Here is a 26,670-nt window from a genome sequence, read left to right as displayed (position 1 = left end):
GGCGTTCAGCCTTTATTCGCCAGCGTCTGCTCGACGAGGGTGACGAAATAGCGAAGCACGGTGGGAACGATGGCGTCGTTGAAGACATAGCGATCGCCATGCAGCCCTTCGCCCGGTCCGACCGCGCCGGTGCCGATCCACGCATAGCAGCCGCCGGCCTCGCGGACCATGTAGGCGAAATCCTCGCAGCCGAGGCTCGGGTTGAATGCGGTCTCGACCTGCTCGCTCCCGACGACAGCGGTGGCCGCCTGGACGGCTTGGGCTGTCGCGGCTGGTGTATTCACCAGCGGTGGGTAACCCTTCTTGTAGACGAGCTTGGCGGTCAGGGCATGCGCCGACGCAACCCCTTGCGCTATGTCGCCGATCAGTCTTTCGCAATGATCCGACAAAGCGGACTCGAAGAAGCGGCAGGTGCCTTGCAGCCAAACCTTGCCCGGCACGATGTTGCCGACATTGCCGCCATGGATCTGCGTGATCGAGACGACCAGCGCCGTCTGCGGGTCGACCGAGCGGCTGACGATGCGCTGCACGGCCTGAACGAAGGCGCCGGCTGCAAGGATGGGGTCGTCGCCAAGCTGCGGCATGGCGGCATGCGCGCCGGTTCCCTCGAAACTCAGTTCGAAAGTGTCGACGGCCGCCATCATCGCACCGGCGCGGGCCGCGATCATTCCAAGCGGCAGCCCTGGCCAGTTGTGGACGGCGTAGACGGCTTCCACCGGGAAGCGCTCGAAAAGCCCGTCCTCGATCATCCGCATGCTGCCGCCTTCATTCTCCTCCGCCGGCTGGAAGATGAAATAGACGGTGCCGTCGAAGGCTCTGCTGTCGGCGAGCAGGCTGGCGGCCCCGAGCAGCATGGTAGTGTGGCCGTCATGGCCGCAGGCATGCATCACACCGTCCCTTTTCGAGGCGTAGGGCAGTCCGGCCTTCTCCAGCACAGGCAAGGCATCGAGTTCGGCCCTGAGCCCGATGGCGCGTGTCCCCGGCCGTCCCCTGAGGACGCCGACAACGCCGGTGCCGCCTATGCCTTCATGGATTTCGTCCAGCCCGAAGGCGCGCAGTCTGTCGGCAACAAAGCGCGCGGTCTCGTACTCGCCGAAGCCGAGCTCGGGATTGGCATGGATGTGGTGCCGCCATTCCACCACCTGCGGGGTGAGGGCGGCGACGGGGTCGTTGTGCAGCATTGCGCTCTCCTTGCCGGCCGTCGTAAATTCGGCCTTGTCGATGCCAGCACCTAAAGGGTTTGCGCCGGCAGCGTCTTGAACAGGATTGACCGTGTCGGGAATTCAAGAGCCGCAGGAGACAACGCAGTTCTGGCGTCATCCGCGCTTTCGCGATCTTGGCATGCTGAAGGCGCGTTTCACGCGGCATCGCTACCAGTTGCACACGCACCCGACCTATGTCGTCGCCCTGATCACGCAAGGCTGCGAGCGTGTCCGCATCGGCAACGAGACCGTTGTCGCGCCGGCGGGCACGGTCCTCCTCGTCAATCCCGAGGTGTGGCACGACGGCGAAGCTGGTGCCGAGCAGGGCTGGGCCTATCGCACCTTCTATCCCTCGACCACACTCATGGGCGCGATCGCGGGAGAACTCGGGCAGGATCGCGCGCCACTGTTTTCGCAATCGATCGTCGATGATGCCGATCTCGTCCAGGCGGTGGCCGCCGCACACAAGGCCTCGACATCAGGCGATGCGACGAGTGCCGAGACATCCATGCTGATCGCCTTGCGCAAGCTCATCCTGCGCCATGGCGATTGGGGCGGCCGGCGGCGCGAGGCGGTCGAAAGCTTCGGATCGAAAAGCCGGCTCCGGGTCTATGAACAGGTCATCGAAGACCATCTGAGTTCGGACCTCGATTTGCGGCGGCTGGCCGAAGCCGCAGGCGTGACACGCTTTCAGGTTATCCGGGATTTCAGGAAGGTGCTGGGTCTTACCCCCGCCGCCTTCATCCGCGACCGCCGGCTGCGCCGCGCCAATGTCTTGATCCAGAGCGGTTCGGATCTCGCCGATGCAGCTTTTGCGGCCGGCTTCTCAGACCAGAGCCATCTGTCACGCACCTTCCGCGCGGCGCATGGGATGTCGCCGGGGATGTTCAGGCGGGCCGGGACGCTGCCCTCGACTTGAGCAGCCGAGCCATGTCGGCCGCCTTTGACGGCACTCCGATCAGAAAGCCCTGCGCCTCGACGCAGCCAGCCTTGCGMAATATTTCGAGCTGCGCTTCGGTCTCGACGCCTTCGGCGGTGACGGTGATGCCAAGTTCGGCGCCAAGCCCKATGATCGTGCGCACGATCGCCGCCGTATCCCGGTTGTCGATGTCATGGATGAAGGAGCGGTCGATCTTGATCTTGTCGACGGGGAACCGCCTGAGATAGCCAAGCGACGAATAGCCGGTGCCGAAATCGTCGAGGGCAATGCGGACGCCAAGTTCGCGCAGCTGCCTCAGCGTCTTCAGCACCGTCTTGCTCTCATCCATCAGCACGGTTTCGGTGATCTCCAGCTCAAGCCGCCTGGCCGGCACGCCGGAAACGGCCAGCGCCGAAATCACGCTGCGGGCAAAGTCGGCGCTTCTGATCTGCACGGCCGAGACGTTGACGGCGATGCGCATTTCGGGCGGCCAGCCGGCGGCCACGCTGCAGGCTTGTTTCAGCGCCCATTCGCCCAGCGGAACGATCAGTCCGCTGTCTTCGGCGGCGGCGATGAAATCGTCGGGCGCCACCAGGCCGCGTGTCGGCGAATTCCACCGCATCAATGCTTCGGCGCCGACGATTTCGCCCGACGCGATGTTGGTGATCGGCTGGAAGTCCAGGACGAATTCCTGCCGCTTCAGCGCCGTCTCGAGATCGGTTTCGAGCGCCCGGCGCTCCCGCACCAGGGCATCCATGCCGGGTTCGAAAAAGCGGTAGACGTTGCGGCCCTCGCTCTTGCCCCTGTAGAGCGCCATGTCGGCATTCTTCAACAGCGTGTCGGCGTCCTTGCCGTCACCGGGATACAGCGCGATGCCAAGGCTGATGCCGACATGCATGTCGCGGCCCTTGTCGCGAAACGGCTGGCTGACGACAGCGACGATACGCTTTGCCAGTTGTTCCGCATCGGTGGCACCTTTGGGATTGAATTGCAGGATGGCGAACTCGTCGCCGCCGAGGCGGGCAACCACATCGGTGTCGCTGCGCAGGCTGTGCCGCAGCCGTTCGGCCACGCATTTCAGCAGCCAGTCGCCGGCCGGGTGTCCCCAGGTGTCGTTGACGGCCTTGAAGCGATCGAGGTCGAGCGAGAAGATCGCCAGCGGAGTAGCAGGGATTTCGCCAAGCGCCTGGTCGAGCCGTTCGCGGAACATCGACCGGTTGGGCAGGTCGGTCAACGTGTCGTAGTGGGCAAGGTGGCTCATGCGCTCTTCGGCGCGCCGGCGCTCGGTGATGTCTTCGAAGGTCGCCACCCAACCGCCGCCGGCAAGCGGCCGGCGCGCAATCAGCAGCGTCCGGCCGTCGGCAAGGCTACGGTTTGTCGAACGCGTTTCGCCGGCCTGCAGGCTGGCCCTGGTCTTGGAGATCTCGCCGTCTATGTCGATCGACGGATAGATGCGCAGGCGCACCATCTGTTCGAGCAGGGCGCGATGGCTCATGCCGAGCGGGAAGTCGCTGGGCGTGACGTTGTAGAGGTCGAAGAAGCGCTGGTTGCGCACGATCAGCGTGCCGTCGGCGTCATACATCAGCAGGCCTTGCGACATGTTGGCCAAGGCCGCATCGAAGCGACGGTGCTGCTCCTTAAGTTCCTGCTCGGCCCGTCTTTGCTCGGTGATGTCCTCATAGATCGACACCCAGCCGCCCAAGGCCAGCGGCCGGTGCGTGATGGAGATGATACGGCCGTCCGACAGGACTTCCTCATAGGTCGAGGCTTGCGCGCGCTCGATATAGGGCTTGCGGATGGCATAGAGGTCTGCGGCGCTCTGCGAGGCGACGCCGATGTCGACGCTGTGTTGGAGAATGTCCAGGAACGGGATGCCGGGCCGCACGATCTTCGCATCGAGGGAGAAGATGCTGAGATAGTTGCCGTTGCAGATGATCATCCGCTCGTCGGCATCGAACATGCACAGCCCATGCGACATGTTCTCGACGGCCGCCGAAAAGCGCTCATTCTGGTGGCGCAATTCGTCCGCGATCTGCCGTGGCGCGGCGACGCCTCCGGCTCCCCGTCTGCGGACGGGCGAACCACCCTTGACGTGCGCAACGGACATGAGGCGTACCTGCTGGCCGTGATCGAACCCGGTACTGTGGTTACCGCTGGTTAATTTAGCGTATGTTCACTGCGCCGAATGCACAGCAACCGTTGCCTGGCGCTGCTTTTCGAGCGTCGCATAACGCTTGAGGAAGGCAGCCTGCGCCGAGGTCACCGAGCGCGGCGTGAAATCGAAACGGTCCGCATTGAAGCCGCGCGGCCGGCCGAAGAACTCGGTTGCCTCCGCGGTCGAAAAGCCGGCAAGCAGCGTCGCCTCATAGTAGGCAGCGATCTGGTCGGCGCGCTTGATCTCCTTGCGCAAACCGGCGCCGAGCTCCGGCGGCAGCGAAAAGCGCTGGTGGATGGCGCGCTGCAGGCGCGTTTCGCAGTCCTTGTAGGAGCCGCCCATCACCGATTTGAACGGCGAGATCATGTCGCCGATGACATATTCCGGCGCGTCGTGCAGCAGCGCCGCCAGCCGCGCATTGGCAGACGCGTCCGGCTGCAATTCGCCAAAAAGCGCCTCGACCAGCAGCGAATGCTGGGCAACCGAAAAGGCGTGATCGCCGCGCGTCTGGCCGTTCCAGCGGGCGACGCGGGCAAGCCCGTGGGCGATGTCGGAAATCTCGATATCGAGCGGCGAGGGGTCGAGCAGATCGAGCCGGCGGCCCGACAGCATGCGCTGCCAGGCGCGCGGCGGCGCCCCGACCCGGTCGGCAGCCATCAGGCGTCCTCCGCGCCGACGGCTTCCCTGGGAAAGCTGAACTTTGCCCAGGAGGGAATAGCGAGCGAAACAGCGACGTCACCCGCCAGGATCGGCTGCCCGGCATCGAGCGCCGCCTTGACCCGGTCGATGCGGGCAATGGCGAGACCGCTCGTGCCTTCGCTGGAGCCGAGCGTGCCGACCGGCCGCCCCGCAACTGTCAGCTCCGTGCCCGGCGCGGGCAAGGCATGGTCGGCCGAGACGATCAGCACGCGCCGCCTGGCCGTGCCGCGATGTTGCATGCGCGAGACCACCTCCTGGCCGACATAGCAGCCCTTCTTGAAGCCGACGCCGCCGGTCTCGTCGAGCAGCACGTCATGTGGGAAAGCGTCGCCGAGCTGATAATCGGAACCGCTTTCGGCAATGCCGTTGGCGATGCGCAGGGTGTGCCACGCAGCCGGATCGCCGCCTTCGGGCGCAATGCCATAGCTGCGGTTGACACTCACCTGGCCGAAGCGTGTATCCAAAGTTGAATCAGTTTGTGAGGCGGTTGAATCAGGTCCCCATGCAACCGTCACAAGCGATTGATCCTGCTTGGCAATCTCGGCCTTGGCGCGCAGCTTGTAAAGCATCAGCCGGCGCAGGAAATCGTCTGCGACGTCGGCCCGGCATTCCAGCTGGAAGCGGCTTTCGCCGTTGCGCGAGATCAGAAAATCGAACAGGATCTTGCCCTGCGGCGAAAGCAGTGCGCCGGGCTTTGCCTCGCCGGCGGCCAGCGTGTCGAGGTCGGTGGTAAGGATATTCTGCAAAAAATGCTCGGCATCCGGGCCTGACACGGAAATGAGGGCGCGGTTGTCGAGAAGGGCAAAGGGCATGGGCGGCAAAGAACCTGATCTTGCAAAACAGACGGTCATTACGTAAGCCGACGACACTCCCCCCGCAAGAGACCGAACGCCCATGGCAACCACCTACGATCTCATCCTGACAAGCGGCACGGTGGTCAACCATGACGGCGAGGGCGCACGCGATGTCGGCGTCAAGGACGGTCGCATCGCCGCGATAGGCGATCTCCGCCAGGCTTCGGCCGGCGAAACGATCGACTGTCGCGGCCTTCACATCCTGCCAGGCGTTGTCGACAGCCAGGTGCATTTCCGCGAGCCGGGGCTGGAGCACAAGGAAGATCTGGAGACAGGGTCACGTGCCGCCGTTCTGGGTGGCGTCACCGCCGTCTTCGAAATGCCCAACACCAACCCGCTGACCACCAGCGAGGCGGCCCTTGCCGACAAGGTACGGCGCGCCACCGGCCGCATGCACTGCGACTTCGCCTTCTGGGTTGGCGGCACCCGCGAGAACGCCGGAGATGTCGGCGAACTTGAGCGGCTCCCCGGTGCGGCCGGCATAAAAGTGTTCATGGGCTCGTCCACCGGCGACCTGCTGGTCGAGGACGACGAGGGCGTCGCTTCGATCCTGAGAAACACCCGCCGCCGCGCCGCCTTTCACTCCGAGGACGAGTTCCGGCTGCGTGAGCGCCTCGGTCTGCGTGTCGAGGGCGATCCGTCATCGCACCCGGTCTGGCGCGACGAGATCGCTGCCTTGCGCTGTACCGAGCGGCTGGTGCGCATCGCGCGAAACACCCGCGCCCGCATCCATGTCCTGCACATCTCCACCGCGGAAGAGATCGTATTCCTCGAACAGCACAAGGATGTCGCCACCTGCGAGGCGACACCGCACCATCTGACGCTCGCAGCCGACGACTATGCCCGGCTCGGCACGCTGATCCAGATGAACCCGCCGGTGCGGGCCGCGCGCCATCGCGACGGCGTCTGGCACGGCATTGCGCAAGGCATCGTCGACGTGCTCGGCTCCGACCACGCCCCGCACACGCTGGCCGAGAAGGCGAAACCCTATCCGGCCTCGCCGTCGGGGATGACCGGGGTGCAGACGCTGGTGCCGATCATGCTCGACCACGTCAATTCAGGCCGGCTGACCCTGCAGCGTTTTGTCGACCTCTCCAGCCACGGCCCGCAGCGCATTTTCGGCATGGCGAGAAAAGGTCGCATCGCCGCAGGCTATGACGCCGATTTAACCATTGTCGACATGAAGCGCCGCGAGACCATCACCAACGCGCAGGCCGGCTCCAAGGCCGGCTGGACACCTTATGACGGCAAGCAAGTGACCGGCTGGCCGGTCGGCACCGTCGTACGCGGCAGCCGCATCATGTGGGAGGGCGAGATCGTCACACTGGGACAGGGCAAAGCGGTGGAGTTCTCAGAGGCGCTGGCGAGGTAGCTATTTCCGCCTGCCGAATTTCCGGAACTCCGGATGCCGCAACTCCGGGTGCTGCGTGGAACCGTGACGCGGCGCGCCCAATTCCGGCTGAAGAGGCGTTCGCGCTATGTGGGCGCAATTGACGTTTCGTCGATCAAAAGCGCCTTATGGCGCGCGAAAAATTGCTTACTCAAAATCTGGCCAAGAAACTCGATCATAGCATTCTTTTGACTGCCGGCCTCCTCTTTCCACGGCGACCGGTTGGGTACTGGAGTTCCTGCTCGATCCGGAGATGGAGATGACGGATGATGCGTTCGATGAGCGACAAAAATGCGTTTTTGAAAGTCTTGCATGTCTCCACATTGGCCCTAGTGCTCGGCTGTGGTGGTCTCGGAGCGCAAAGTCTGGCACGAAATCTCGAAGCGAACTATTCGGATTTCGACGAAATGGCGTTCAAAAACATGGTGGCGACAGGTAAGTGCGATGAAGCGTTTCGTTTAATTTGGCATAGAGTGGCGACCGGCGAGGTAAATCCGACAGAAATACTTGAAGAGTATATAGAGAACGAGACAATCGTCCTAGCAAATTTGAATAAGTACGATATGGATCGAGCAAAAATAACTTTGATGCTTCAAATGAAGATTTTTGGCCGCAGCAGTCGTGGAAGCGATGATCGTTTGATGCATCGCTTGTCGTCACCAGAGGTTGGGCAGCCTGGGGGAAAGAAAGTAGGAGCGTGCCTGGTCGCCTCTAAAGGCTCTGGAGAAGCCGTGCAGGAATGCATTGAGAGCGCAGAAGCCATGGGCATAACCGACGATTTCATGAATTTCTACTTCTATGCCGACAAGGCAATGGACAATGCTGCCACGGTGCAGTGCGGAAGCAATGGGACGCGGCAGTAGAGGCCCCGGTTCAATCCCCGGCGACGAAAAACGTCCATTGCCCGGCGGGCGTGATGCCGACACGGTAGAAGATGTAGGCGCCGAACTGCTTCATGTCGTCATAGTCGCCGGCAGTGACGATCTTGAACAGCTCGACCCGCTGTTTGGCGTCGAGCTTATCCAGCGGCAAAGCGAAGAAATACGGCCAGACATAGAGCTCCTGCGGCGTGCCGACGTCGACATGGACATAGCCGGCATTGAGCACCTCTTCCATGATGGCGAGGATTTCCTGGCCTTCCTTGTCGCCTGAAAGCCCCTTGAGGAAGGCGATCGGGTCGCCCTCGATCTCGCCCAGCGACAATTGGGTCATGGTGTCGCCCGTGCCGATCAGTGGCCGCAGCTTCTCGATGTCGCCGCTGACGCAGGCTTCGACCATCAGGGCGTGCATGCGCCTGACCGGCTCGGGCAATTTGGCGAGGTCGTAGACGACTTCGGGTATCGGCGCTTCGGGATCGGCGCGCGGGTTGGCCACGCCGCCATCGTCGGTTGGCCCTTCCGGTTCGCTCTGTTCAGGCTCTGTGGGCGATTCCGGCTGGCTGGCCGCCGGCGGCGTCGTGCCGGGCAGATCGGGCATCGGCACGGAATTTTCGGATGGCGTCGTCTCACCATTGGCTGGCGGCGCAGCAGGGGCCGGAAGCTCCTCGCGCTTGATCTCGCTCAGCGCGTAGGCAGGGCTGCTTGTCAGGACAAGTACCAGCGGAACCGCGGCGCAGGAAGCGGCAAGCCAGATGCTGAGGACCAGTCCGCGAGGCTGGCCTGACATCGAAAAATTCACCGCTTGCCTCTCCTTGCGCCTGCACCCCTTCAGGTTGCTGGCATGATGCCCAAACGGCGCGTCCTCGTCAAAGAACAATGGCGCCTGGCTCTGCTATGCGTCCAAGGGACGCGCGCCGCTCCAACTCGTTGCGTCGACGCAATTCCGGACGGAAAACCGTTTCGCACTTTTCCTGGAATTGCTCTAGTGCCGGAACCGCTCCGGCTCGAAAGCGCCGGCGATCACCTTCTCACGCATGCGATCGAGCAGGGCAAGGGCCGAGGTCTCGCCATTGGCGCGCAGCATCTCGCCGAACGCCGTTTCAAGTGCTGCCTCGGCGATGATTTCCGGCTCGATGCCGGCCGACAGACCTTCCGCCCAGGCCTCGCTATGGCTTTCCACCGCGGTCAGGCGCTTTTCTTCCCTGACCAGCGCGTCGATGTCGTTGACGCCATGTTCCATTGCGATGTCCACCCTTTTCAAGCGGCGGTCCGACAGGTCGAATCCGGCTTGGGCTGTCCCTATCTCCACGCAGGCTAAGTAAGTATTTGTAAATACGACATTTTGTTGATCGTCTTTGACAAACTTCATCGCCTGCGTTCGGTCCGGTTCAAACTTAGCCGATTAGACCGGTGAGCGGGATGAAAACCTTCAGTTTGAGTTAATTCCACATCCGCGCGCTAACGTTTCGTTAACACTGTTGCGAAAGTGCAACACCAAGATTGCACCAACGTGCCGTGGATACAAGGCGGAGTGCCCGAAAAGGTGTTGGCTATAACGCGGTCTGGCGTCGGTCAGTTGCCGTAGCGCGAGGCGATATCGCGCGTCAGCGTCTCGCCTTCCTTCATGTAGCGGCTGATGGCTTCGGTCGCCGACGGCGTGCACTGCGTGTAGGTGCCGCCGAAGGAACGGTAGCCGCGATTGAAGCTGGCGATGAAGCGGGCGCGCCGCTCGGGATCGGGATTTTCCGAATCGATCAGCTTTTCCATCTCGGTGCGCCACTGGTCGCCCTTTTCGCCGCACAGATTGCGCAGGAAATGCAGCGATCCCAGCACTTCGGCCAGGCGCATCAGCCCGGGTTCGAACGGCGACTCGGCGGCCAGCGCCGGCTGCACGGCGGTGCTGGCGGCGAGGCATGCGGCGAGGAAGAGCGCGGCGCGGTTCATAAGTCTATCTGGCGAAACAATTTGTCGCCTGCAAGGCGATTCTCTGGGTTCAGATGCCGGGACCGCTTGAGCCCAGAAGCTCCTCAGCGACCTCAAACACGTCGCCCGCGAGCGGCATGTCGGTCATTTCGTCCAGCGTATAGAAGGCGGCGGTCTCGGCGTCGTCGCTGGCTGTCGCCTCGCCGCCGGCATAGACAGCGCCAAACACCGTGAGGAGATAGTCGACCGGGTGATTCTCGCCGCTGCCGTCGATGTGGATGTCCCGAAGCGGACGATAGTCTATCGCCCGCAACCCGGTCTCCTCCAGCAATTCGCGCACCGCTGCTTGCACAAGCGTTTCGCCGGGCTCGACCTTGCCACCGGGAAAGGCATAGACCCCTTGCGACGGCGGCCGCGCCCTCTTGACCAACAACACCGTCCTGCCGCGCACGACGGCAACGGAGACTGCGGGAAGTGTCTTGCGCTGCTCGTTCATCGATCTCGATTCGCCCGTGCGAGGCCAGACCCTTGTGGACCACCTGACGGTATTGAGCTTTAGCGGTTGCGCAAGACCGGTTCCATCGCCACTTTCGCGATCGGATCATTTCATCGAGCTTGCTTTATGTGCGGACGCTTTGCCCTGACGGCTACGCCGGACGAGACCGCTGCCTTGCTCGGCCTGGCGGAGTTGGAGGGTTTTCCGGCTCGCTACAACATCGCGCCGACGCAGCCGGTGCTGATGGCGCTGTCCGGACCGCCGCGCATGCCGGGCTCGAATTTTCCGGATCGGCAGGCGATGCTGGTGCGCTGGGGTCTGATCCCCACCTGGGTCAAGGACACCAGGGAATTTCCGCTGCTCATCAATGCGCGTTCGGAAGGTGCTGCTGAAAAGGCCTCGTTCAAAGCCGCCATGCGCCATCGTCGTGCGCTGGTTCCGGCCTCCGGCTTCTATGAGTGGCAGCAATCCGGCAGCGGCAAGAAGGGCCAGCCCTACTGGATAAGGCCGAGGCATGGCGGGCTTGTCGCCTTTGCCGGGCTGATCGAGACCTATGCCGAGCCAGGTGGTTCGGAGATGGATACTGGCGCTATCCTTACCGTCAACGCCAATGCCGGCATCGCCCATATCCATGACCGCATGCCGGTGGTGATCGCGCCGGAGGATTTCGCTCGCTGGCTGGACTGCCGCACGCTCGAGCCGCGCGACGTGGCCGATCTGCTCAGGCCCGCACAGCCCGATTTCTTCGAGGCAATTCCGGTCTCCGACCTCGTCAACAAGGTCGCCAACACCGGGCCAGAGATACAGGACAGGGGCGTCGTCGGGCCTGAGCCCGAGAAGGTCAGGCGCCAGAAGCCCGGCGCGGACGACAGTCAGATGACGTTGTTCTAGAGCACGATCCCGAGCAGCCAGTCTTCGGGAAGAACCTGCTCAAATTAGGAAGGGCTGTTGTTTTTTCAGGCGCGCTTGGGCGCCTCAGCCTTCCATGCCGGCACGCGCCTTGTCGGCGGCCGGCAGCCCAATCAGGCAGCGCGGGGCGAAGTGATTTTCTGCGCCGGCTTCTTCTTCTTGGCGGTATGCAGAAGGGCTGCGACGATGGCGGCCGGGCCGATCGCGCGGTAGTGGTTGGCGAGCGCCGGTTGCTTGGCGCGGCTCGATTCCTGCTTGGTTCGTGACATCGATCTCTTCCCTGGTAACATTTCCGTGTCTGCGTTTGCCGGCCGAATCTGACCGAATCGTGACCTGTGGTGGACTAGCCGGCGAATGTTTCATGACTGTGCCGACATGTTTAATAAAATGTTTCACTGGCCGATGACCTGTGATCCAGCGACGCTTTTGCCGGAAGTTGCGACTTGACGGCAACACCGGCCAAGGCGATAAAGCCGCCCATGAAAACGTTTTTCGCCATTTGTGGCATTTGCATTATTGGCTAGCCTCGCGCTGGTCCGGACGTTTTCGCCTCATCTTTCCCCAGAGTGGACAAACGCCCCGGCCAGCAGGCTGGAGCCCGATTTGTGCCTTGGCACGAGGGACGGCTCCACCCAGAATTTAACGGACCGGAAGGGCACGCATGTCTGACGCATCGAAGGGTCTCAGCCTCTACAACACGCTAACGCGGACGAAGGACGTGTTCGTCCCGATCGATCCGCGGAATGTGCGCATGTATGTCTGCGGCCCGACCGTCTACGACTTTGCCCATATCGGCAATGCGCGGCCGGCGATCGTCTTCGACGTGCTGTTCCGTTTGCTGCGTCATCTCTACGGCGAGGCCGGTGTCACGTATGTGCGTAACATCACAGATGTCGACGACAAGATTAACGCCCGCGCGCTGCGCGACTTCGGCGCCGAGATTGCGTCGGGAAAACTGACGCTCAACGAGGCGATCCGCCGCGTCACCGAAAAGACCGCCGACCAGTACCATAGGGATGTCGCGGCACTCGGCTGCTTGCCGCCGACGGTTGAGCCGCGCGCCACCGAGTTCGTTGCGCGCCGCGCCGACGGCAAGGCCGACATGATCACCCTCATCGAGCGCCTGATCGAGCGTGGCCATGCCTATGTCGCGGCCGGCGAGGTCTTGTTCGACACCGCCTCGATGCCGGATTATGGCGAGCTGTCGAAGCGCAATCTCGACGAGCAGCAGGCAGGCGCCCGCGTTGCCGTCGACGCGCACAAGAAGAACCCCGGCGACTTCGTTTTGTGGAAACTGTCGTCACCGGAGGAGCCCGGCTGGGAGAGCCCCTGGGGCAGGGGCCGTCCGGGCTGGCACATCGAATGCTCGGCCATGTCGGCCGCCTATCTCGGCGACGTCTTCGACATCCATGGCGGCGGCCTCGATTTGATCTTCCCGCATCATGAAAACGAGATCGCGCAGTCGCGCTGCGCCCACGGCACCGACGTCATGGCCAATGTCTGGATGCACAACGGCTTCCTGCAGGTCGAAGGCCAGAAAATGTCGAAGAGCCTCGGCAATTTCTACGCCATTGCCGAGTTGCTGGAGACCGAGACCTTCGGCGGCCGCAAATGGCCTGGCGAGGTGCTGCGGCTGGCGATGCTGATGACGCATTACCGCGAGCCGATCGACTTTTCCGTGCGCAAGCTGGAAGAGGCTGAGAACACGCTTCGCAAATGGAAACGCGCAGCCGATCTCGCGCCGGCCGCAGGGCAAGTGCCGGCCGAAATCGTGGCGGCGCTGTCGGACGACCTCGCCACCTACGCCGCCTTCCAGCAACTGACGCAGCTTGCCGGCGAGGCAGCGGAAGGCAACGAAGCCGCAACCTCGCTGAAGGCATCGCTGCTGTTCCTCGGCTTCGATACCGGCGCGGCTGACGTGGACGAGGCCGCGGTCGCCAAAACCATTGCCAGGCGCCTGGAACTGATCGCCGCGAAGAACTGGGCCGAGGCTGATCGCGTGCGCGACGAACTGCTGGCGCAAGGCGTGCAGCTGAAGGACGGCAAGGATCCGGCGACAGGCGAAAGAATCACCACCTGGGAGGTGAAAAGATGATCGACCATCTTGGCATCAACGTCGCCGATTTCGACGCTTCGAAGGCCTTTTATGATCAGGCGATGGCGCCGCTTGGCGCTTCGCTGATCTACATGGTGCCGCTGGAATACACCGGTGGCGCCAAGGTCGGCGGTTATGGCCGCGACCGGCCGGTGTTCTGGCTGCAGGCCGGCACCGATGAACCACGGACCCATCAGCATGTCGCCTTTACCGCGCGCAGCCGCGCCGAGGTCGATGCCTTTCATGCCGCCGCCCTTGCCGCCGGCGGCAAGGACAATGGCGGGCCGGGCCTGCGCCCGCACTATCACCCGAACTATTACGGCGCCTTTGTCTTCGATCCCGACGGCAACAATGTCGAGGCCGTCTGCCATGCCCCGGAATGAACATGAAACGGAGTGAGACGCGATGAGCCTCGATAACCGGCCCATCTACATCGGCGGCTGCCAATGCGGCGCGGTGCGCTTCCGCGTCGAAGGTACATTGGGCGACGCTTCGATCTGCCATTGCCGCATGTGCCAGAAGGCGTTTGGTTCGTTCTACGCGCCGCTGGTTTCGGTGCGTGGCGCCAAGCTCGACTGGACGCGCGGCGAACCGAAATATTTCGCCTCGTCCAGCCATGTCGATCGCGGCTTTTGCGCCAATTGCGGGACGCCGCTGACCTTTAGCGCGCCTGACGGCGTCGGCCTCGCCATCGGCGCGTTCGATAATCCGGCAGAAATCGTGCCGGTAGCCCAGTGGGGCACCGAGGCAAAGCTGCCCTATGTCGACGCCCTTCCGCAATTGCCGGGCGAGGACACGATGGCCGACATGTCGTCGGCTCCCTATCTCGCCGAACTCGTCTCCTACCAGCATCCCGACCACGACACCGAAGAGTGGCCGCCAGAGGAAAAATCATGACCGATGATATCAGAACCGGCGGCTGCCAGTGCGGCGCCGTGCGCTTCCGCATCAAGGGCAAGCTCGGCCGCCCGTCGATCTGCCATTGCCGCATGTGCCAGAAGCAGTTCGGCTCTTTCTTCGGCGCGCTGGTGACGGTGCCCAGGGATGGCGTCGAATGGGTGCGTGAGGAGCCGACTTACTTCCAGTCGTCGGTCAACATCGATCGCGGCTTTTGCGCGCGCTGCGGCACGCCGCTGACCTACCGCCAGCCCGGCGCGCTGGAGATCGCCATCGGCGCCTTCGACGACCGCTCCGATCTGGCGCCGCAGATCCAGGTCAACTACGCGGTACGGCTGCCCTGGGTCGAGACCATCTTCGACCAGCCCATCCACCAGGATCCTGACTTCTACACCCGCCAGGAGCAGATCATCTCTTTCCAGCATCCCGACCACGAAACCACGGACTGGCCGGCACACGGCCTGCAGATATGAGCAATGAAATGAGCAGTGAACTTCGCCCCCTCTATCCCGAGATCGAACCCTTCGCATCCGGCATGCTCGATGTCGGCGACGGTCACCAGATCTATTGGGAACGTTCCGGCACCAAGGGCGCCAAGCCGGCCGTATTCCTGCATGGTGGTCCCGGCGGCGGCTTCTCGCCAAAGCATCGGCGGCTGTTCGACCCGAAACTTTACGACGTCATCCTGTTTGACCAGCGCGGCTGCGGGAAATCGACACCCAACGCTTCGCTCGAGGCCAACACCACCTGGCATCTTGTCGCCGATATCGAGCGCCTGCGCGAGATGTGCGGCTTCGACAAATGGCTGGTGTTCGGCGGCTCCTGGGGCTCGACCTTGGCGCTCGCCTATGCCGAGACGCATCCGAACCGCGCCAGCGAGCTTGTCGTGCGCGGTATCTACACGCTGACCCGTGCCGAACTCGAATGGTACTATCAATTCGGCGTCTCCGAAATGTTCCCCGAGAAGTGGGAGCGTTTCCAGGCACCGATCCCGCAAGCCGAGCGCGGCGACATGATGGCCGCCTACCGCAAGCGGCTGGTCGGCTCCGACCGCAAGGCGCAGATGGAAGCCGCCCTTGCCTGGAGCCTGTGGGAAGGCGAGACGATCACGCTGCTGCCGGAGCCGGAAACCAGCGACAAGTTCGGCGAGGACGATTTCGCCATCGCCTTTGCCCGGATCGAGAACCACTATTTCGTCCATGCCGGCTGGCTGGAGGAAGGGCAATTGCTGCGCGATGCGCATAAGCTTGCGGATATTCCTGGCACCATCGTCCACGGCCGCTATGACATGCCGTGCCCGGCGCGCTACGCCTGGGCGCTGCACAAGGCCTGGCCGAAGGCGGATTTCCACCTCATCGAAGGCGCCGGCCATTCCTTTTCGGAGCCGGGGATTCTCGATCAGCTGATCAGGGCAACGGACAAGTTCGCGGGAAAGAAATGACATCGGCCTTCGGGCCAGAGGAGGGTGCGCAGGCACCCGCGCAGCCATGACAAAGCAACGCCTCTATCTCTTCGACACCACATTGCGCGACGGCCAGCAGACGCCGGGCATCGACTTTTCCGTCGAGGACAAGATCGCGATTGCAAAACTGCTCGACGAGTTCGGCATGGACTATGTCGAAGGCGGCTATCCCGGCGCCAATCCGACCGACACCGCCTTCTTCCAGCAGAAGCGCACGGCGAAGGCAAAGTTCGTCGCCTTCGGCATGACCAAGCGGGCAGGGGTGTCGGCGTCCAACGACCCAGGCCTGGCGTCGCTGGTGCAGTCGAGGTCCGACGCCATCTGCTTTGTCGCCAAGAGCTGGGACTATCATGTCCGCGTCGCGCTCGGCTGCACCAATGAGGAGAACCTCGAGTCCATCAAGGCTTCCGTCGAAGCGGCGACCACCGCCGGCAAGGAGGCGATGGTCGATTGCGAGCATTTCTTCGACGGCTTCAAGGCCAATCCTGACTACGCACTGGCCTGCGCCAGGACGGCCTACGATGCCGGGGCGCGTTGGGTGGTGCTGTGCGACACCAATGGCGGCACGCAGCCCTCGGAAGTGCGCACCATCGTCGGCAAAGTCATCGCATCGGGCATTCCGGGCGATCATCTCGGCATCCATGCTCATGACGATACCGGCCAGGCAGTGGCCAATTCGCTCGCCGCCGTCGAGGCCGGTGTGCGCCAGATCCAGGGCACGCTGAACGGCATCGGCGAGCGCTGCGGCAACGCCAATCTGGTCTCGATTGTGCCGACACTGGCGCTGAAGCCGGCCTTCGCCGACCGTTTTGAGACGGGGATTTCGGCAGAGGCGCTGACCGGCATATCGCGGCTTTCCCGCGCCTTCGACGAACTCTTGAACCGCGCGCCGGAAGCGCAGGCGCCTTATGTCGGCGCTTCCGCCTTCGCCACCAAGGCCGGCATCCATGCCTCGGCACTCGCCAAGGAGCCGGCGACCTACGAGCATGTGCCGCCGGAATTGGTCGGCAACCGCCGCCGTGTCATGGTCTCCGACCAAGGCGGCAAGGCCAATTTCCTCGCCGAGTTGAAGCGGCGCGGCATCGATGTGCCGAAGGACGATCGTCGGCTCGATGCGCTGATCTCCGTGGTCAAGGAACGCGAGGCCGAGGGTTACGCCTATGAGGGCGCCGATGCCTCCTTCGAGCTCTTGGCGCGCAAGATGCTGCATGGCCTGCCGGAGTTCTTCAACGTCACCTCGTTCCGCTGCATGGTCGAGCGCCGCTTCGACGCCAACGGCCAGCTGAAGACGGTATCGGAAGCCATCGTCAAGGTGATGGTCGATGGCGAGGAGAAAATGTCGGTGGCCGAAGGCCACGGCCCGGTCAACGCGCTCGACATTGCGCTGCGCAAGGATCTAGGCAAGTTCCAGGGCGAGATCGCCGACATGGAGCTGGCCGACTTCAAGGTGCGTATCCTCAATGGCGGCACCGAGGCGATCACCCGTGTGCTGATCGAGTCGCATGACGGCACCGGCGCCCGCTGGTGGACGGTCGGCGTATCGGAAAACATCATCGACGCCTCCTTCCAGGCGCTGATGGATTCGATCGTCTACAAGCTGATGAAGAACCGCGAGATGGCGGGGCTGGTGGCAGCGGAGTAGGCTTACAGGACTTGGGTTCCTCGCCCCCGCGGAAGCGGGGGAGAGGTGGCCCGGCGAAGCCGGGACGGAGAGGGGGACGACCTCCGCGAAGCCAAAATCCGACGAGGGCAGGGCGCGGAAACGGCCCTTGTCATCAACCTTAGCATCAACTCGCAGCCGCCGCGCTGCCCCTCTCCGTCCCGGCTTCGCCGGGCCACCTCTCCCCACTTCGTGGGGCGAGGAACTTGCGCCTCACCCTCCACCCATCAGAAAAAATCCATTGATCCATCAGCAATTTGGTATGGTTTTGAGCACCGCGCTGGGCCATAGCCTTGGCCCATGGTCAGCGAAACAACCCAGTCCGATGCCGACGCCAAAGCCCGCAGCGGCTTCCTGTTGGCGCTCGGCGCCTATCTGTTGTGGGGGCTGCTGCCCTTTTACATGAAGGCGGTCGGGCATCTGCCGCTGATCGAGGTGATCGCCCACCGCATCGTCTGGTCGGTGCCGATCGCCGCTTGCGTGCTGGTCTGGGCCGGCCGGACTGCCGATTTCAAGGCGGCGATCCGCTCGCCGCGCAGCATCGGCATGGCGGCGCTGACGGCGACGCTGATTTCAATCAACTGGGCCATCTATGTCTGGGCGATCTCGGTCGACCGCACCGTCGAGACCGCGCTCGGCTACTACATCAACCCGCTGGTCGTCATCGTTGTCGGGGCGTTGGTGCTCGGCGACAAACTCGACCGGCTGCAGATCGCGGCGGTAGTGCTGGCGGCGATTGCCGTTGCCGTGCTGACGGTCGATGCCGGCAAACTGCCCTGGGTGTCCTTGGCGCTGGCCTTTTCCTTCGCCGCCTACGGCTTCTTCCGCAAGACGCTGCCGATCGGCCCGAGCCAGGGTTTTTTGCTCGAAGTGCTTCTGCTGTCGGTGCCCGCACTTGGCTACATCATTTTCCTGATCGCCAACGGCCAGGACCATTTCATCTCCAGCAACGCCACCGACACGGCACTGCTCATCGGCTGTGGACCGGTCACCGCGGTGCCGCTGCTTCTGTTCGCCTTCGGCGCAAAGCTTCTGCGCCTCTCCACCATCGGCATCATGCAATATATCGCGCCGACCATGGTCTTCCTGATCGCCGTGCTGATTTTCGACGAGCCCTTCGGCACCACGCAAGCGATTGCCTTCGCGCTGATCTGGACGGCGCTGGCGATGTATTCCTGGTCGATGTTCCGTGGCCGTGAAGTCCGCCCGGCGGTTTCGGCCGCGAAATAGGAAGACGTCCATGTACGTGCTGCACATTGCCAACAAGAACTATTCGTCATGGTCGTTGCGGCCATGGGTGCTGATGCGCGCTCTCGACATTCCGTTCGAGGAGCGATTGACGCCGTTCCCGACCGGGCCCAGCTTCGATCTCTTCCGGTCGTTTTCGCCGAGCGGCCGCGTGCCTTGCCTGGTCGATGACGGCTGGGCTGTCTGGGATTCGCTTGCCATCGCCGAATATCTGGCGGAGCGCCATCATGGTTTGTGGCCGGCCGAAGCCAGGGCACGGTCCTGGGCGCGTTCGGCCGCCGCCGAAATGCATTCGGGCTTCACCGCCTTGCGCGGCGCGTGCCCGATGAATTGCGGTATCAGCGTAGAACCGTTGCCGATGTCGGCTGCGCTCAGGCAGGATCTGTTCCGTTTGGGCGATCTCTGGAACGATGGCCTTGCCCGCTTCGGCGGACCGTTTCTGGCCGGCGGCCATTTCACCGCCGTCGACGCCTTCTTTGCCCCGGTGGCATTCCGCGTCCAGTCCTATGGGCTCACTTTCGAGGGTGCGGCCGCCGCCTATCCCGCGCAATTGCTTGGCCTGCCGGCGATGCAGGAGTGGTATGCGGCGGGCCTTGCCGAAACCTGGCGGGAACCGGACCATGAGGCGGAAGTCGCTGCCGCCGGCACCGTCATCGAGGATCTTCGCGCCACGGCGTGATGAGCAATTCCAGGAAAAGTGTGTAGCGGTTTTCCGTCCGGAATTGCGTGAAAGCAAAGAGATTGGCCGGGCGGCTACATCCGCCCGAGCCGCCTGACGAACAGATAGGTCGCCGCCGCGATCACCACCGAAACTGCCGTCACCACCCAGAAACCCATCGGCGTGTTGACCAGCGGCAGGCCGCCGACATTCATGCCGAACAGGCCCGAGATGATGGTCATCGGCAACAGCACCGCCGTCATCACCGACAACACATAGAGCAGCTGGTTCGACTGCATCGTCAGCTTGGCCATCAATTCGTCCTGCAGCAGCCTTGTGCGCGCCTGCAGCTGTTCGCCGTCGTGGTAGAGCGTGTGCGCGCGGTGCGACAGCCTTGTCGCCATGTCGTTGATCGGGTCAGGCAGTTCGTTGCGGTGTGAATGGTCGAGATGGCGGAACAGGTTGGTCAGCGTTGCCATCTGCCGATGGATCACCACGAGCTGACGGCGCGCCTCGACCAGGGACTGCCGCTCGCTGTGCCAGGCATCGCGCACGATACGGTCCTCGATGCCGTCCAGCGTATCGCCAAGGCCATGGAGCTCGGCCGCCATGCCGTCGAGCGACTGGCCCATGACCGCCTCGATCAAGTCGGCCGGTGAGCGGAATTTGCGCGAACCGCTCTCCACCGCCTTGCGCACGAGATCGACCGATTCCAGCGGCTGCTTGCGCGCGCCGATCAGCATTTTTTCGTTGAGGGCGAAGCGGAAATGGCCGAGCCCGCGTGCCTCCGCCGAATAATCGTGGCGCAGGTCCGGCAGGTCGCCATAGAGCCAATCGTCTTCAAGATCGATATGGCAGCCCTGGCTGGCGCCGAGGAAGGCTTCGCGAACCGGCGCAGGCAAAGCCTGGTCGGCGGCGATCTCGCGTCGGGCGCGCAGGTCGGACAGCTGGTAGCTGCGCCACGTCCATTGCGCCTCAGCCGCGTCCTTGGTGCGCAGGCCGTCAGCGGTGAAATGGTAGATGAAGAACAGCCCGTGCTCGTCGGGCAGGTAAGGCGACAGGGGAGTGCCTTCCGCGTTGAGAGCGATGTTCACGGCTCGCCTCGCCAGATACAGATTTCGACCACGCCGCGCGCGGATGCCGGCAGCTATTCCTAACATGGGCGCGCCGGGTTTCGTGTGACAGTTTCTTGACAGCCGATCACAGTCTGTCGATCAGCGACGCTACAAAGCCTTGCGGAACAGATGCAGGCGATGCAGCGGCCTGGCATTGGACTTCTGCTTCTGGGCGATGCTGGCCTTGTTGCTGTCGCCTATCCAGGTGTTTCCCAGCGTCTCATAGCCGGCGGCCTTGAGCGCCAGCACGACGCGGCGCAGCACCACCGGGTTGACGCCCTGGCCCTGCAGATCGGGCCTGACGCCGGAAAAGATCAGCACGGCGCGTTTGCAGGTGAATTTGTGCATCAGGAAATGCCAGGGCGTCGTCAGCCCGATCCTCGACCGCGTCTTGCGCAGGAACGGGTTGAGGTCCGGGATGCAGATGATGCAGGCGGCCGGCTCGCCGCGATAATTGAGCACGGCCGAAATGCGCGGGTCCATCACCCATTTCATGTCGCGCGCCTGGAAATGGAACTCTTCGTGGCTGACCGGCACGAACATCGGGTTTTGGGCGAAGGAGGCGTTGAGGATCACCCGCGCATCCTCCATGCGCTGCGGCACCAGGGCGCGCGTCAGTGGCGCAAAGGCGAAGTCGGGATTGTCGAGGATCGCTTGCTGCTTCGGGCCGATCTCCGGCGGTGCGGCCGTCTTGAGATCGAGTTCGAATGTCGTCATCGGAAATTCCGGGCGATAGCCGTTTTCCTCCAGCAGCCGCGCGATGTGCGGCGGGCTGTAGATCAGGTCGGTATAAGGCGCCTTGTCGAAGGCGCTGGTCTGGACGCCGATCTGCTGCATGGCCGTCAGGTTGAAATTGCCCATGATCTCGGCGTGGCCGCGCCGCCGTCCCCAATCCTCGGCCGCCTTGAGCAGAAGCCCGGCGGCCTCTGCGTCGTCGGCGCAGTCGAAATAGCCGAAATAGCAGCGGTTCCAGCCATACTGGGTGTTGGACGCGCCATGCACATGCGCGGTGATCCGGCCGATCGGGTGTCGGTCGCGAAACGCAGTGAAATAGGTGATTTCGTCGTCCGTGCTGAACAGCGGATTTTCAGCCGCTGACAGGAACCGCTTCAGGTCGCCCTTCATCGGCGAGACATAGAGCGAGTTCGCGCCATAGGCCTCGAACGGGGCTGCGAAGAAGGATTCGAAATCGCGCTCCTTGAGTGTCACCGGCATGGCATTTGTCTCCCTGGCCGGTATGCGCGCATCGCGCGCCTCACAGCAGCTTCAAATATTCGAGCAGCGCCGCCTTGTCGTCTTCCCCAAGCGGCGCGAACTCGGTCTCATGGCCGCCATTGCCGAGGCCGAACGCCGTCGTGTCGATCTCGGCGGGAATGGACCAGGGCGTGTAGTCTGCGGGCTGAGACCAGCCGCCTGTGCCGTCTTCGACGCCGGCGATGCCAACCTTGTCGAGATCGAGCCGGTGGCCGCCGACGCTGAAGCGCTTGGGCCGCTGGCCCGGGTGCATCAGGTGCCAGAGCGTCGGCACGCTGCCATTGTGGAAATAGGGCGCGCTGGACCACAGCCCGGTCAGCGGCGGCGCCGTGTAGGTGGTCACGGTGCGGGCGTCGATGTAGCGGCCATAGAGCGACCCGTTCACCGCATCGGCGACCGCTTTGCCCAAGAGTTTGTGCCGTTGCGGATCGGTGCCGATCTCGCCTTCCCAGTTCGGGAAGCTGATCAGATGCGGGCGCTCAATGTCCTGGCCGTAGGCGCCGTGACACGAGGCGCAGTGCTGGGCAAAGACAGCCTGGCCGCGCGGCAGCAGCGATCTGTCGATGCGGCCGGGAAATGGCTGCGGTGTGTACTGGCTCATCCAGCCGGTAATGTCGAAAGCGTGGCCGATCGAGGTCTCCGCAACTTCGGGGGTGACGCCCATGCTGGGAACGGTGAAATAGGAAATGATCGCCGCCAGTTCCCGACGATGTTCAGGCGTGATGTCCTCGGCGTGGATTGTCCTGTTATGGTCGACGCCGGGGATGGCGTAGTTGCCGCAATTGAGGAATTTGCTGCGCCACAGCCGCGAGCCGAGATCGGGCACCGAATTGAAAACGCTCTCGGGCACGAGCTTGCCTTCAGGGATCAAGCCAAGCCGGCTCCTGAGCGAATCCAGCCCATTGGTGGCGCCGGCCAGCGACGCGCGAAACGGCAGCAGCCGGCCGATCGAAGCCTGGCGTTCGGCAAGGGTCTTGGCCAGCTGCGGAACGACGAAATAGCGCAGCGTCATCCGCTCACGCCACTGCGTCTCGGGATAAAGACGCTGCACGGCATTCATCAGCAGGTCCGGCTTGTTTCCGAAGGCGCTGAATGCGGTGTAGAGCGCCTGCGTATAGGCCTCCAGGTTGATCGAGCTGTTCGGCGCGCCGAGCCAGACCCGGCCGGTGTCGGGATTGCCGGAGGCATCGTACATGACGCTGGAGTGGCAGGCCGGACAGCCGACATTGCCGATCGTCGCGCCGATCGGCGGCAAGGCACGCCCCCCAAAGCCGACATTCTGCCCAAGCGGCGTCTCGAAGCTCGGCGACGGCAAATCCGACGGCCAGTTGCCGATGGTTTTGGGGGTGTGGAAGCCGAACTGACGATAGAGCGCTGCGAGGTCCACCTCGCCGAGACGATCGAGCTTGCCGTCGACGGATTTGAGCGCCAGCGCCGCCGTCGCCAGCTTCCAGGGCGACGCCGACACTTTCAGCGTGTCCGACGTCAGTGCCGAGAAATCTCCGAAGGCAAAGTAGGCAACGCCGCGGTCCGTCTCGCTCTTCAGTGACGGCACAAGCGCTTCATAGCGATCGGATGTCGCGGCAAACGAGGTGAGCGCGGGCAGCGCCACCACGACGGCTCCAGCCGTAACGGCAAGCAGTGCTGCAGCAATCAGCAGGAAACGAGTGCGTCGCAAAGATCAACCGCTCGAAGTCGCATCGCACGCCAGACGCGTACAATATCCCGGAAGCATTATTGCCCGTCATTCCTTAACAGGCGCTGGAGCATCGAGGTTAATAGCCGCAGAAGAGCGCACAACGATGCAGTGTCGGTCAGATCGATGAGTGGATGCGAATGTCTGATTCTTGCGATCCATTTGGCGTCGGGCACGCAGCCGGCGGCACGGATTGCCGCCGGCTGCGTCGTTGGATCAGCGCTTCGGCCCAAACCCGGGGTAGGGTGCGAGCGGCACCACTGCGGCAATGTCCATCATGCCGGCCTTGACCAGCGGCAGAGTGGCGAGATGGCCGCGCACGTCGGCGTCGCTGCCGGCTTCGAACATCATGCCGCTGCCCGGAATGTCGCCGCGGTTCCACACCTGGCGCACCGCACCCTCGGCATAGAGCGTACGGCGCTGTTCGGCCTCGCCGGGCAAAAGGGGCGCGAAGTCGGCGTCGCTGAACTTTTCGGTGTTGCGGGTGAGAAGGGCAAAGAACTGCATGGCGGTCTCCTGTGGTTGCGATGCCCAAATTATTGCTGCCGCTGGCCAGACTGTCCAAGACTGAGTAGGCTAAAGTTGAGACCCAATAGGACTTAAATCCTTGGAGAGAGAATGTTCGACCTGCGCCAGCTCCGCTATTTCGTCACTGTGGCCGATGCAGGCACTGTCGGCCGTGCCGCCGAACTCCTGCATATCTCGCAGTCGCCGCTCAGCCGCCAGATCATGCAACTCGAGGCGCAGCTTGGCGTCACCCTGTTCGAACGGGCGAAGCAGCGGGTTCATCTCAATGCCGAGGGGCAGGCCTTTCTTGCCGAGGCGAGGGCACTTCTAGCGGGCGCCGGTCGACTGGAGGCGCTCGGCCGTGACCTTGCAGCCGGCACCGCTGGCCGCCTTGCCATAGGATACGTCGAGGGCGCGGTGCATGCCGGGCTGGTCGGCAGGATGCTGCGGCAATTCCGCAGCGACCGGCCGCGGCTGCATCTTAGCCTGATGAGCCTGCGCTCGGCCGCCCAGCTCGAGGGGCTGCGCCAACGTACGCTCGATCTCGGCTTGGTCTATTCGCCGCCGCCGGCCAACTATCCTGAAATTGCCTCGACGCTGGTCCGGCGGGAGCCGCTGGTTTTGGCGATACCCGAGGGCGATGCGCTTACCGCCGTTGCCGACATCCGCCCGCATCATCTCGACGGCCGCACCTGGATCACCGTGGTGCGCCAGCCCGCCGACTCCAACCGCGGCCAGTTCCTCGCCGCCTGCATCGAGGCCGGTTTCATGCCCGACATCGCCTACGAGACGGCGGATCCCCTGACATCGCTCGGCCTGGTCAGCGCCGGGCTCGGCCTGGCGACGGTGCAGGCAAGTCTCCGGAGTGCGGCACCGTCAGGGATCGTGTTCCGCGACCTGCCGTGGTTCAAACGCACCGTCTCGATCCATCTGGCGTGGCGGCGGCAGGACAAGCGGGCGGTGGTTGCGGAGTTGAGGGGGGCAGTAGGGCAGTAAGGCAGTAGGGCAGTAGGGCAGTAGGGCAGTAGGGCAGTAGGGCAGTAGGGCAGTAGGGCAGTAGGGCAGTAGGGCAGTAGGGCAGTAGGGCAGTAGGGCAGTAGGGCAGTAGGGCAGTAGGTAGAGGCTCGAGCGCGCTTAAACATACTGCCTTACTGCCTTACTGCCTTACTGCCCTACTCCCCTACTCCCTTACTGCCCTCACATCTTATCAATCACCGACTGCACACCCTCGGTCGGCGCATCGACCGACGAGCCCGCCACCATGATCGCGGCGACGATTGCCTCGGGGTCTTCGACCACCAGCGGCTTGACCCGCTGCGCGGTATGAATGAAGCCTTCGTTTCCCATATGGTCGAGCAGCGCCAGCATCGGATTCCAGAACCCTTTGACGTTGGCGAAGACGATCGGCTTGCGGTGATGGCCGAGCTGGCCCCAGGTCATGACCTCGACGATCTCCTCGACCGTGCCGATGCCGCCCGGCAGCGCCACAAAGGCGTCGGATTTTTCGAACATCTTGTGCTTGCGCTCGTGCATGTTGTCGGTGATCAGCAACTCGTCGAGCCGGTCAAGCGCGGTTTCGGTCGCCTCCTTGTTGATAAGGAAGCGCGGAATGATGCCCGTCACCTTGCCGCCGGCCTTGAGCGCGCCTTCGGCGACGGCGCCCATAATGCCTTTGGTGCCGCCGCCATAGACCAGCCGCAGGCCGGATTTGGCGAGCGAGCGGCCAAGCAGGTGTCCGGCCTTGGCGTAGATTTCATCGCGGCCCGGAGACGAGCCGCAGTAGACGCAGACGGATCGAATCGTGTTCATGCGTGATTGGTGATTGGGTCTGAATGCGGGGTCAAGCCCCAGAGGCTGACAAGCCCGGGCTTTTTCTTGTCGGTTCCGGCAAAACACGCTAGACCGGCGTTAGGTGGCTAAGGGGCAGGGGAAATATGGCTGTTAATCCATTGAAGGCGTTTCTGTTCGCGGCGGGTGGCACCGTCGCGGTCATCGGAACCGCTTATATATCGGGCGCACTCGACCCGTATCTCAATCCCACGCCGCCGGCGGAGATTGCGTCGCTGACACCGCCGGCTGACAAGCCAGCCGATTCGGGGACCGAGGGAAGGCTGCCGCCAGCGCCTGCTGCACCCACCGATGCCAAGGCTGTGCCGGCACCGGCGCCCGCCGACGCGACGGCTCCCGCTACAGAAGCAGCCGCTCCGGCAACACCTGCCGCGCCCGCTGCTGCCCCGGCAACTCCAGCACCGGCCGCGGCCGGCCCGGTTGTGCCGAGCTTCGATGTTGTGCGCGTCGAAAGCAACGGCTCGATCGTCGTTGCCGGCAATGCCGCGCCCAATGCCAAGGTCGAGATCCTCAACGGCTCGACAGTGCTCGGCTCGACGGTCGCCGGTCCGGACGGTGCCTTTGTCATCGTTCTCGACGATCCGCTGAAGCCCGGCGACTATACAATTGCGCTGCGCTCGACGACTGGCGATGTCGTTACGCCTTCGGTGCAGACCGCCGTCGTTTCGGTTCCCAAGGATGCCGCCGGCCAGGTGCTGGCGATGGTCGAGGAGCCGGGCAAGCCGGCTGAACTGCTGACCGTTCCGGCGCCCGAGACCAAGCCTGCGGCGCCGGCCACCGGCGATCAGGCCGCGGCTCCTGCCGC

The 26,670-nt window shown here is 63.5% G+C and carries 27 protein-coding genes and 1 pseudogene; 14 read left to right on the top strand and 14 right to left on the bottom strand.

Features of this window, described 5'->3' with window-relative positions; translation table 11 throughout:
• Positions 1 to 5 precede the first annotated feature (5 nt).
• Positions 6 to 1,181 (bottom strand): amidohydrolase, encoded by a 1,176-nt coding sequence (locus AC1DZ8_RS31695; RefSeq protein ID WP_477402264.1) that lies wholly within the window; start codon positions 1,179 to 1,181, stop codon positions 6 to 8.
• A gap of 91 nt (positions 1,182 to 1,272) precedes the next feature.
• On the opposite strand from AC1DZ8_RS31695, the gene AC1DZ8_RS31690 reads away from it, so the two are divergent.
• Complete coding sequence (locus tag AC1DZ8_RS31690) at positions 1,273 to 2,121, top strand: AraC family transcriptional regulator (RefSeq protein ID WP_477308568.1); 849 nt, start codon at positions 1,273 to 1,275, stop codon at positions 2,119 to 2,121.
• Here the strand turns inward: AC1DZ8_RS31690 and AC1DZ8_RS31685 are convergent.
• The 3 genes from AC1DZ8_RS31685 to ygfZ form a co-directional block, all read right to left on the bottom strand.
• A complete protein-coding gene (locus AC1DZ8_RS31685; RefSeq protein ID WP_477402262.1) occupies positions 2,090 to 4,228 on the bottom strand; it encodes a putative bifunctional diguanylate cyclase/phosphodiesterase in 2,139 nt (712 codons plus the stop codon). The two genes, AC1DZ8_RS31690 and AC1DZ8_RS31685, sit on opposite strands and share 32 nt — an antisense overlap.
• 66 nt (positions 4,229 to 4,294) lie before the next feature.
• Positions 4,295 to 4,933, bottom strand: a complete 639-nt coding sequence (locus AC1DZ8_RS31680) for a YfbR-like 5'-deoxynucleotidase (protein WP_477308572.1) — start codon at positions 4,931 to 4,933, stop codon at positions 4,295 to 4,297.
• Positions 4,933 to 5,787, bottom strand: a complete 855-nt coding sequence (gene ygfZ, locus AC1DZ8_RS31675; protein ID WP_477308574.1) for a CAF17-like 4Fe-4S cluster assembly/insertion protein YgfZ — start codon at positions 5,785 to 5,787, stop codon at positions 4,933 to 4,935. Before ygfZ ends, AC1DZ8_RS31680 begins: the two co-directional genes overlap by 1 nt.
• An 82-nt stretch (positions 5,788 to 5,869) precedes the next feature.
• On the opposite strand from ygfZ, the gene AC1DZ8_RS31670 reads away from it, so the two are divergent.
• Entirely contained in the window at positions 5,870 to 7,201 is a 1,332-nt protein-coding gene (locus AC1DZ8_RS31670; protein ID WP_477308576.1) for a dihydroorotase, read from the top strand.
• 284 nt (positions 7,202 to 7,485) lie between these two features.
• Positions 7,486 to 8,082, top strand: a complete 597-nt coding sequence (locus AC1DZ8_RS31665) for a hypothetical protein (RefSeq protein ID WP_477308578.1) — start codon at positions 7,486 to 7,488, stop codon at positions 8,080 to 8,082.
• A gap of 10 nt (positions 8,083 to 8,092) precedes the next feature.
• Here AC1DZ8_RS31665 and AC1DZ8_RS31660 read toward each other — a convergent pair whose 3' ends face one another.
• The 4 genes from AC1DZ8_RS31660 to AC1DZ8_RS31645 form a co-directional block, all read right to left on the bottom strand.
• Positions 8,093 to 8,896: a hypothetical protein gene (locus tag AC1DZ8_RS31660; RefSeq protein WP_477308580.1), complete on the bottom strand. Its 804-nt coding sequence runs from the start codon at positions 8,894 to 8,896 to the stop codon at positions 8,093 to 8,095.
• Between the two features lie 183 nt (positions 8,897 to 9,079).
• Positions 9,080 to 9,337 (bottom strand): hypothetical protein, encoded by a 258-nt coding sequence (locus AC1DZ8_RS31655; RefSeq protein ID WP_023673564.1) that lies wholly within the window; start codon positions 9,335 to 9,337, stop codon positions 9,080 to 9,082.
• Between the two features lie 332 nt (positions 9,338 to 9,669).
• Complete coding sequence (locus tag AC1DZ8_RS31650) at positions 9,670 to 10,041, bottom strand: TIGR02301 family protein (RefSeq protein WP_477308582.1); 372 nt, start codon at positions 10,039 to 10,041, stop codon at positions 9,670 to 9,672.
• A gap of 49 nt (positions 10,042 to 10,090) precedes the next feature.
• On the bottom strand, positions 10,091 to 10,516 hold the full coding sequence (locus tag AC1DZ8_RS31645) for an NUDIX hydrolase (RefSeq protein WP_477308584.1): 426 nt from the start codon (positions 10,514 to 10,516) through the stop codon (positions 10,091 to 10,093).
• 126 nt (positions 10,517 to 10,642) lie between these two features.
• Between AC1DZ8_RS31645 and AC1DZ8_RS31640 the strand changes: the two genes are divergently transcribed.
• Positions 10,643 to 11,407 carry an SOS response-associated peptidase gene (locus tag AC1DZ8_RS31640; RefSeq protein WP_477308586.1) on the top strand — a complete coding sequence of 255 codons (765 nt, stop codon included), beginning with the start codon at positions 10,643 to 10,645 and terminating at the stop codon, positions 11,405 to 11,407.
• Positions 11,408 to 11,538: 131 nt separating this feature from the next.
• On the opposite strand, the gene AC1DZ8_RS31635 is transcribed toward AC1DZ8_RS31640, so the two are convergent.
• Positions 11,539 to 11,694 (bottom strand): hypothetical protein, encoded by a 156-nt coding sequence (locus AC1DZ8_RS31635; RefSeq protein ID WP_477308588.1) that lies wholly within the window; start codon positions 11,692 to 11,694, stop codon positions 11,539 to 11,541.
• A gap of 392 nt (positions 11,695 to 12,086) precedes the next feature.
• Between AC1DZ8_RS31635 and cysS the strand changes: the two genes are divergently transcribed.
• From cysS to AC1DZ8_RS31595, 8 genes are all read left to right on the top strand, one after another.
• Positions 12,087 to 13,520, top strand: coding sequence for a cysteine--tRNA ligase (cysS, locus tag AC1DZ8_RS31630; protein ID WP_477402258.1), 1,434 nt, complete (start codon positions 12,087 to 12,089; stop codon positions 13,518 to 13,520).
• Positions 13,517 to 13,903, top strand: coding sequence for a VOC family protein (locus AC1DZ8_RS31625; protein WP_477308592.1), 387 nt, complete (start codon positions 13,517 to 13,519; stop codon positions 13,901 to 13,903). Before cysS ends, AC1DZ8_RS31625 begins: the two co-directional genes overlap by 4 nt.
• Before the next feature lie 22 nt (positions 13,904 to 13,925).
• Positions 13,926 to 14,417 carry a GFA family protein gene (locus tag AC1DZ8_RS31620; RefSeq protein ID WP_477308594.1) on the top strand — a complete coding sequence of 164 codons (492 nt, stop codon included), beginning with the start codon at positions 13,926 to 13,928 and terminating at the stop codon, positions 14,415 to 14,417.
• Positions 14,414 to 14,890 carry a GFA family protein gene (locus AC1DZ8_RS31615; protein WP_477285889.1) on the top strand — a complete coding sequence of 159 codons (477 nt, stop codon included), beginning with the start codon at positions 14,414 to 14,416 and terminating at the stop codon, positions 14,888 to 14,890. The genes AC1DZ8_RS31620 and AC1DZ8_RS31615 overlap by 4 nt, the downstream gene beginning before the upstream one ends.
• Positions 14,891 to 14,898: 8 nt before the next feature.
• Positions 14,899 to 15,858, top strand: coding sequence for a prolyl aminopeptidase (gene pip / locus AC1DZ8_RS31610; protein ID WP_477308596.1), 960 nt, complete (start codon positions 14,899 to 14,901; stop codon positions 15,856 to 15,858).
• A 46-nt stretch (positions 15,859 to 15,904) separates the two neighbouring features.
• The gene (gene cimA / locus AC1DZ8_RS31605) at positions 15,905 to 17,521 is read left to right on the top strand and encodes a citramalate synthase (RefSeq protein WP_477308598.1); all 1,617 of its coding nucleotides are present in this window, start codon (positions 15,905 to 15,907) and stop codon (positions 17,519 to 17,521) included.
• 318 nt (positions 17,522 to 17,839) lie between these two features.
• Positions 17,840 to 18,769 (top strand): EamA family transporter RarD, encoded by a 930-nt coding sequence (gene rarD, locus AC1DZ8_RS31600; RefSeq protein ID WP_477308600.1) that lies wholly within the window; start codon positions 17,840 to 17,842, stop codon positions 18,767 to 18,769.
• Between the two features lie 10 nt (positions 18,770 to 18,779).
• The gene (locus AC1DZ8_RS31595) at positions 18,780 to 19,466 is read left to right on the top strand and encodes a glutathione S-transferase family protein (RefSeq protein ID WP_477308602.1); all 687 of its coding nucleotides are present in this window, start codon (positions 18,780 to 18,782) and stop codon (positions 19,464 to 19,466) included.
• 74 nt (positions 19,467 to 19,540) lie between these two features.
• On the opposite strand, the gene AC1DZ8_RS31590 is transcribed toward AC1DZ8_RS31595, so the two are convergent.
• The 4 genes from AC1DZ8_RS31590 to AC1DZ8_RS31575 all read right to left on the bottom strand — a co-directional run bounded on the left by AC1DZ8_RS31590 (position 19,541) and on the right by AC1DZ8_RS31575 (position 24,017).
• Positions 19,541 to 20,539: a transporter gene (locus tag AC1DZ8_RS31590; protein ID WP_477308604.1), complete on the bottom strand. Its 999-nt coding sequence runs from the start codon at positions 20,537 to 20,539 to the stop codon at positions 19,541 to 19,543.
• A 129-nt stretch (positions 20,540 to 20,668) separates the two neighbouring features.
• A complete protein-coding gene (locus tag AC1DZ8_RS31585; RefSeq protein ID WP_477308606.1) occupies positions 20,669 to 21,775 on the bottom strand; it encodes a GNAT family N-acetyltransferase in 1,107 nt (368 codons plus the stop codon).
• Between the two features lie 40 nt (positions 21,776 to 21,815).
• Positions 21,816 to 23,492: a c-type cytochrome gene (locus AC1DZ8_RS31580; protein ID WP_477308608.1), complete on the bottom strand. Its 1,677-nt coding sequence runs from the start codon at positions 23,490 to 23,492 to the stop codon at positions 21,816 to 21,818.
• A 234-nt stretch (positions 23,493 to 23,726) separates the two neighbouring features.
• Positions 23,727 to 24,017 carry a muconolactone Delta-isomerase family protein gene (locus AC1DZ8_RS31575; protein ID WP_112624347.1) on the bottom strand — a complete coding sequence of 97 codons (291 nt, stop codon included), beginning with the start codon at positions 24,015 to 24,017 and terminating at the stop codon, positions 23,727 to 23,729.
• Between the two features lie 111 nt (positions 24,018 to 24,128).
• Between AC1DZ8_RS31575 and AC1DZ8_RS31570 the strand changes: the two genes are divergently transcribed.
• The gene (locus AC1DZ8_RS31570; protein ID WP_477308610.1) at positions 24,129 to 25,013 is read left to right on the top strand and encodes a LysR substrate-binding domain-containing protein; all 885 of its coding nucleotides are present in this window, start codon (positions 24,129 to 24,131) and stop codon (positions 25,011 to 25,013) included.
• A 201-nt stretch (positions 25,014 to 25,214) separates the two neighbouring features.
• On the opposite strand, the gene AC1DZ8_RS31565 is transcribed toward AC1DZ8_RS31570, so the two are convergent.
• Positions 25,215 to 25,826 carry an LOG family protein gene (locus AC1DZ8_RS31565; RefSeq protein ID WP_477311135.1) on the bottom strand — a complete coding sequence of 204 codons (612 nt, stop codon included), beginning with the start codon at positions 25,824 to 25,826 and terminating at the stop codon, positions 25,215 to 25,217.
• A gap of 125 nt (positions 25,827 to 25,951) precedes the next feature.
• On the opposite strand from AC1DZ8_RS31565, the pseudogene AC1DZ8_RS31560 reads away from it, so the two are divergent.
• Positions 25,952 to 26,670: pseudogene (locus tag AC1DZ8_RS31560) on the top strand (peptigoglycan-binding protein LysM); the annotation flags it as partial.

This window comes from Mesorhizobium sp. P2_F7 (assembly GCF_056403695.1).
The sequence above is the reverse complement of the archived record's forward strand: the minus strand, read 5'-3'. Positions and strand labels throughout refer to the sequence as shown.

Coding starts and splice junctions, on each gene's coding strand:
- AC1DZ8_RS31615 (WP_477285889.1), top strand. CDS start 14,414: ATGACCGATGATATCAGAACCGGCGGCTGCCAGTGCGGCGCCGTGCGC.
- AC1DZ8_RS31565 (WP_477311135.1), bottom strand. CDS start 25,826: ATGAACACGATTCGATCCGTCTGCGTCTACTGCGGCTCGTCTCCGGGC.
- AC1DZ8_RS31640 (WP_477308586.1), top strand. CDS start 10,643: ATGTGCGGACGCTTTGCCCTGACGGCTACGCCGGACGAGACCGCTGCC.
- pip (WP_477308596.1), top strand. CDS start 14,899: ATGAGCAGTGAACTTCGCCCCCTCTATCCCGAGATCGAACCCTTCGCA.
- rarD (WP_477308600.1), top strand. CDS start 17,840: ATGGTCAGCGAAACAACCCAGTCCGATGCCGACGCCAAAGCCCGCAGC.
- AC1DZ8_RS31625 (WP_477308592.1), top strand. CDS start 13,517: ATGATCGACCATCTTGGCATCAACGTCGCCGATTTCGACGCTTCGAAG.
- ygfZ (WP_477308574.1), bottom strand. CDS start 5,787: ATGCCCTTTGCCCTTCTCGACAACCGCGCCCTCATTTCCGTGTCAGGC.
- cysS (WP_477402258.1), top strand. CDS start 12,087: ATGTCTGACGCATCGAAGGGTCTCAGCCTCTACAACACGCTAACGCGG.
- AC1DZ8_RS31620 (WP_477308594.1), top strand. CDS start 13,926: ATGAGCCTCGATAACCGGCCCATCTACATCGGCGGCTGCCAATGCGGC.
- cimA (WP_477308598.1), top strand. CDS start 15,905: ATGACAAAGCAACGCCTCTATCTCTTCGACACCACATTGCGCGACGGC.
- AC1DZ8_RS31670 (WP_477308576.1), top strand. CDS start 5,870: ATGGCAACCACCTACGATCTCATCCTGACAAGCGGCACGGTGGTCAAC.
- AC1DZ8_RS31635 (WP_477308588.1), bottom strand. CDS start 11,694: ATGTCACGAACCAAGCAGGAATCGAGCCGCGCCAAGCAACCGGCGCTC.
- AC1DZ8_RS31655 (WP_023673564.1), bottom strand. CDS start 9,337: ATGGAACATGGCGTCAACGACATCGACGCGCTGGTCAGGGAAGAAAAG.
- AC1DZ8_RS31680 (WP_477308572.1), bottom strand. CDS start 4,933: ATGGCTGCCGACCGGGTCGGGGCGCCGCCGCGCGCCTGGCAGCGCATG.
- AC1DZ8_RS31570 (WP_477308610.1), top strand. CDS start 24,129: ATGTTCGACCTGCGCCAGCTCCGCTATTTCGTCACTGTGGCCGATGCA.
- AC1DZ8_RS31665 (WP_477308578.1), top strand. CDS start 7,486: ATGATGCGTTCGATGAGCGACAAAAATGCGTTTTTGAAAGTCTTGCAT.
- AC1DZ8_RS31575 (WP_112624347.1), bottom strand. CDS start 24,017: ATGCAGTTCTTTGCCCTTCTCACCCGCAACACCGAAAAGTTCAGCGAC.
- AC1DZ8_RS31650 (WP_477308582.1), bottom strand. CDS start 10,041: ATGAACCGCGCCGCGCTCTTCCTCGCCGCATGCCTCGCCGCCAGCACC.
- AC1DZ8_RS31585 (WP_477308606.1), bottom strand. CDS start 21,775: ATGCCGGTGACACTCAAGGAGCGCGATTTCGAATCCTTCTTCGCAGCC.
- AC1DZ8_RS31695 (WP_477402264.1), bottom strand. CDS start 1,181: ATGCTGCACAACGACCCCGTCGCCGCCCTCACCCCGCAGGTGGTGGAA.
- AC1DZ8_RS31595 (WP_477308602.1), top strand. CDS start 18,780: ATGTACGTGCTGCACATTGCCAACAAGAACTATTCGTCATGGTCGTTG.
- AC1DZ8_RS31645 (WP_477308584.1), bottom strand. CDS start 10,516: ATGAACGAGCAGCGCAAGACACTTCCCGCAGTCTCCGTTGCCGTCGTG.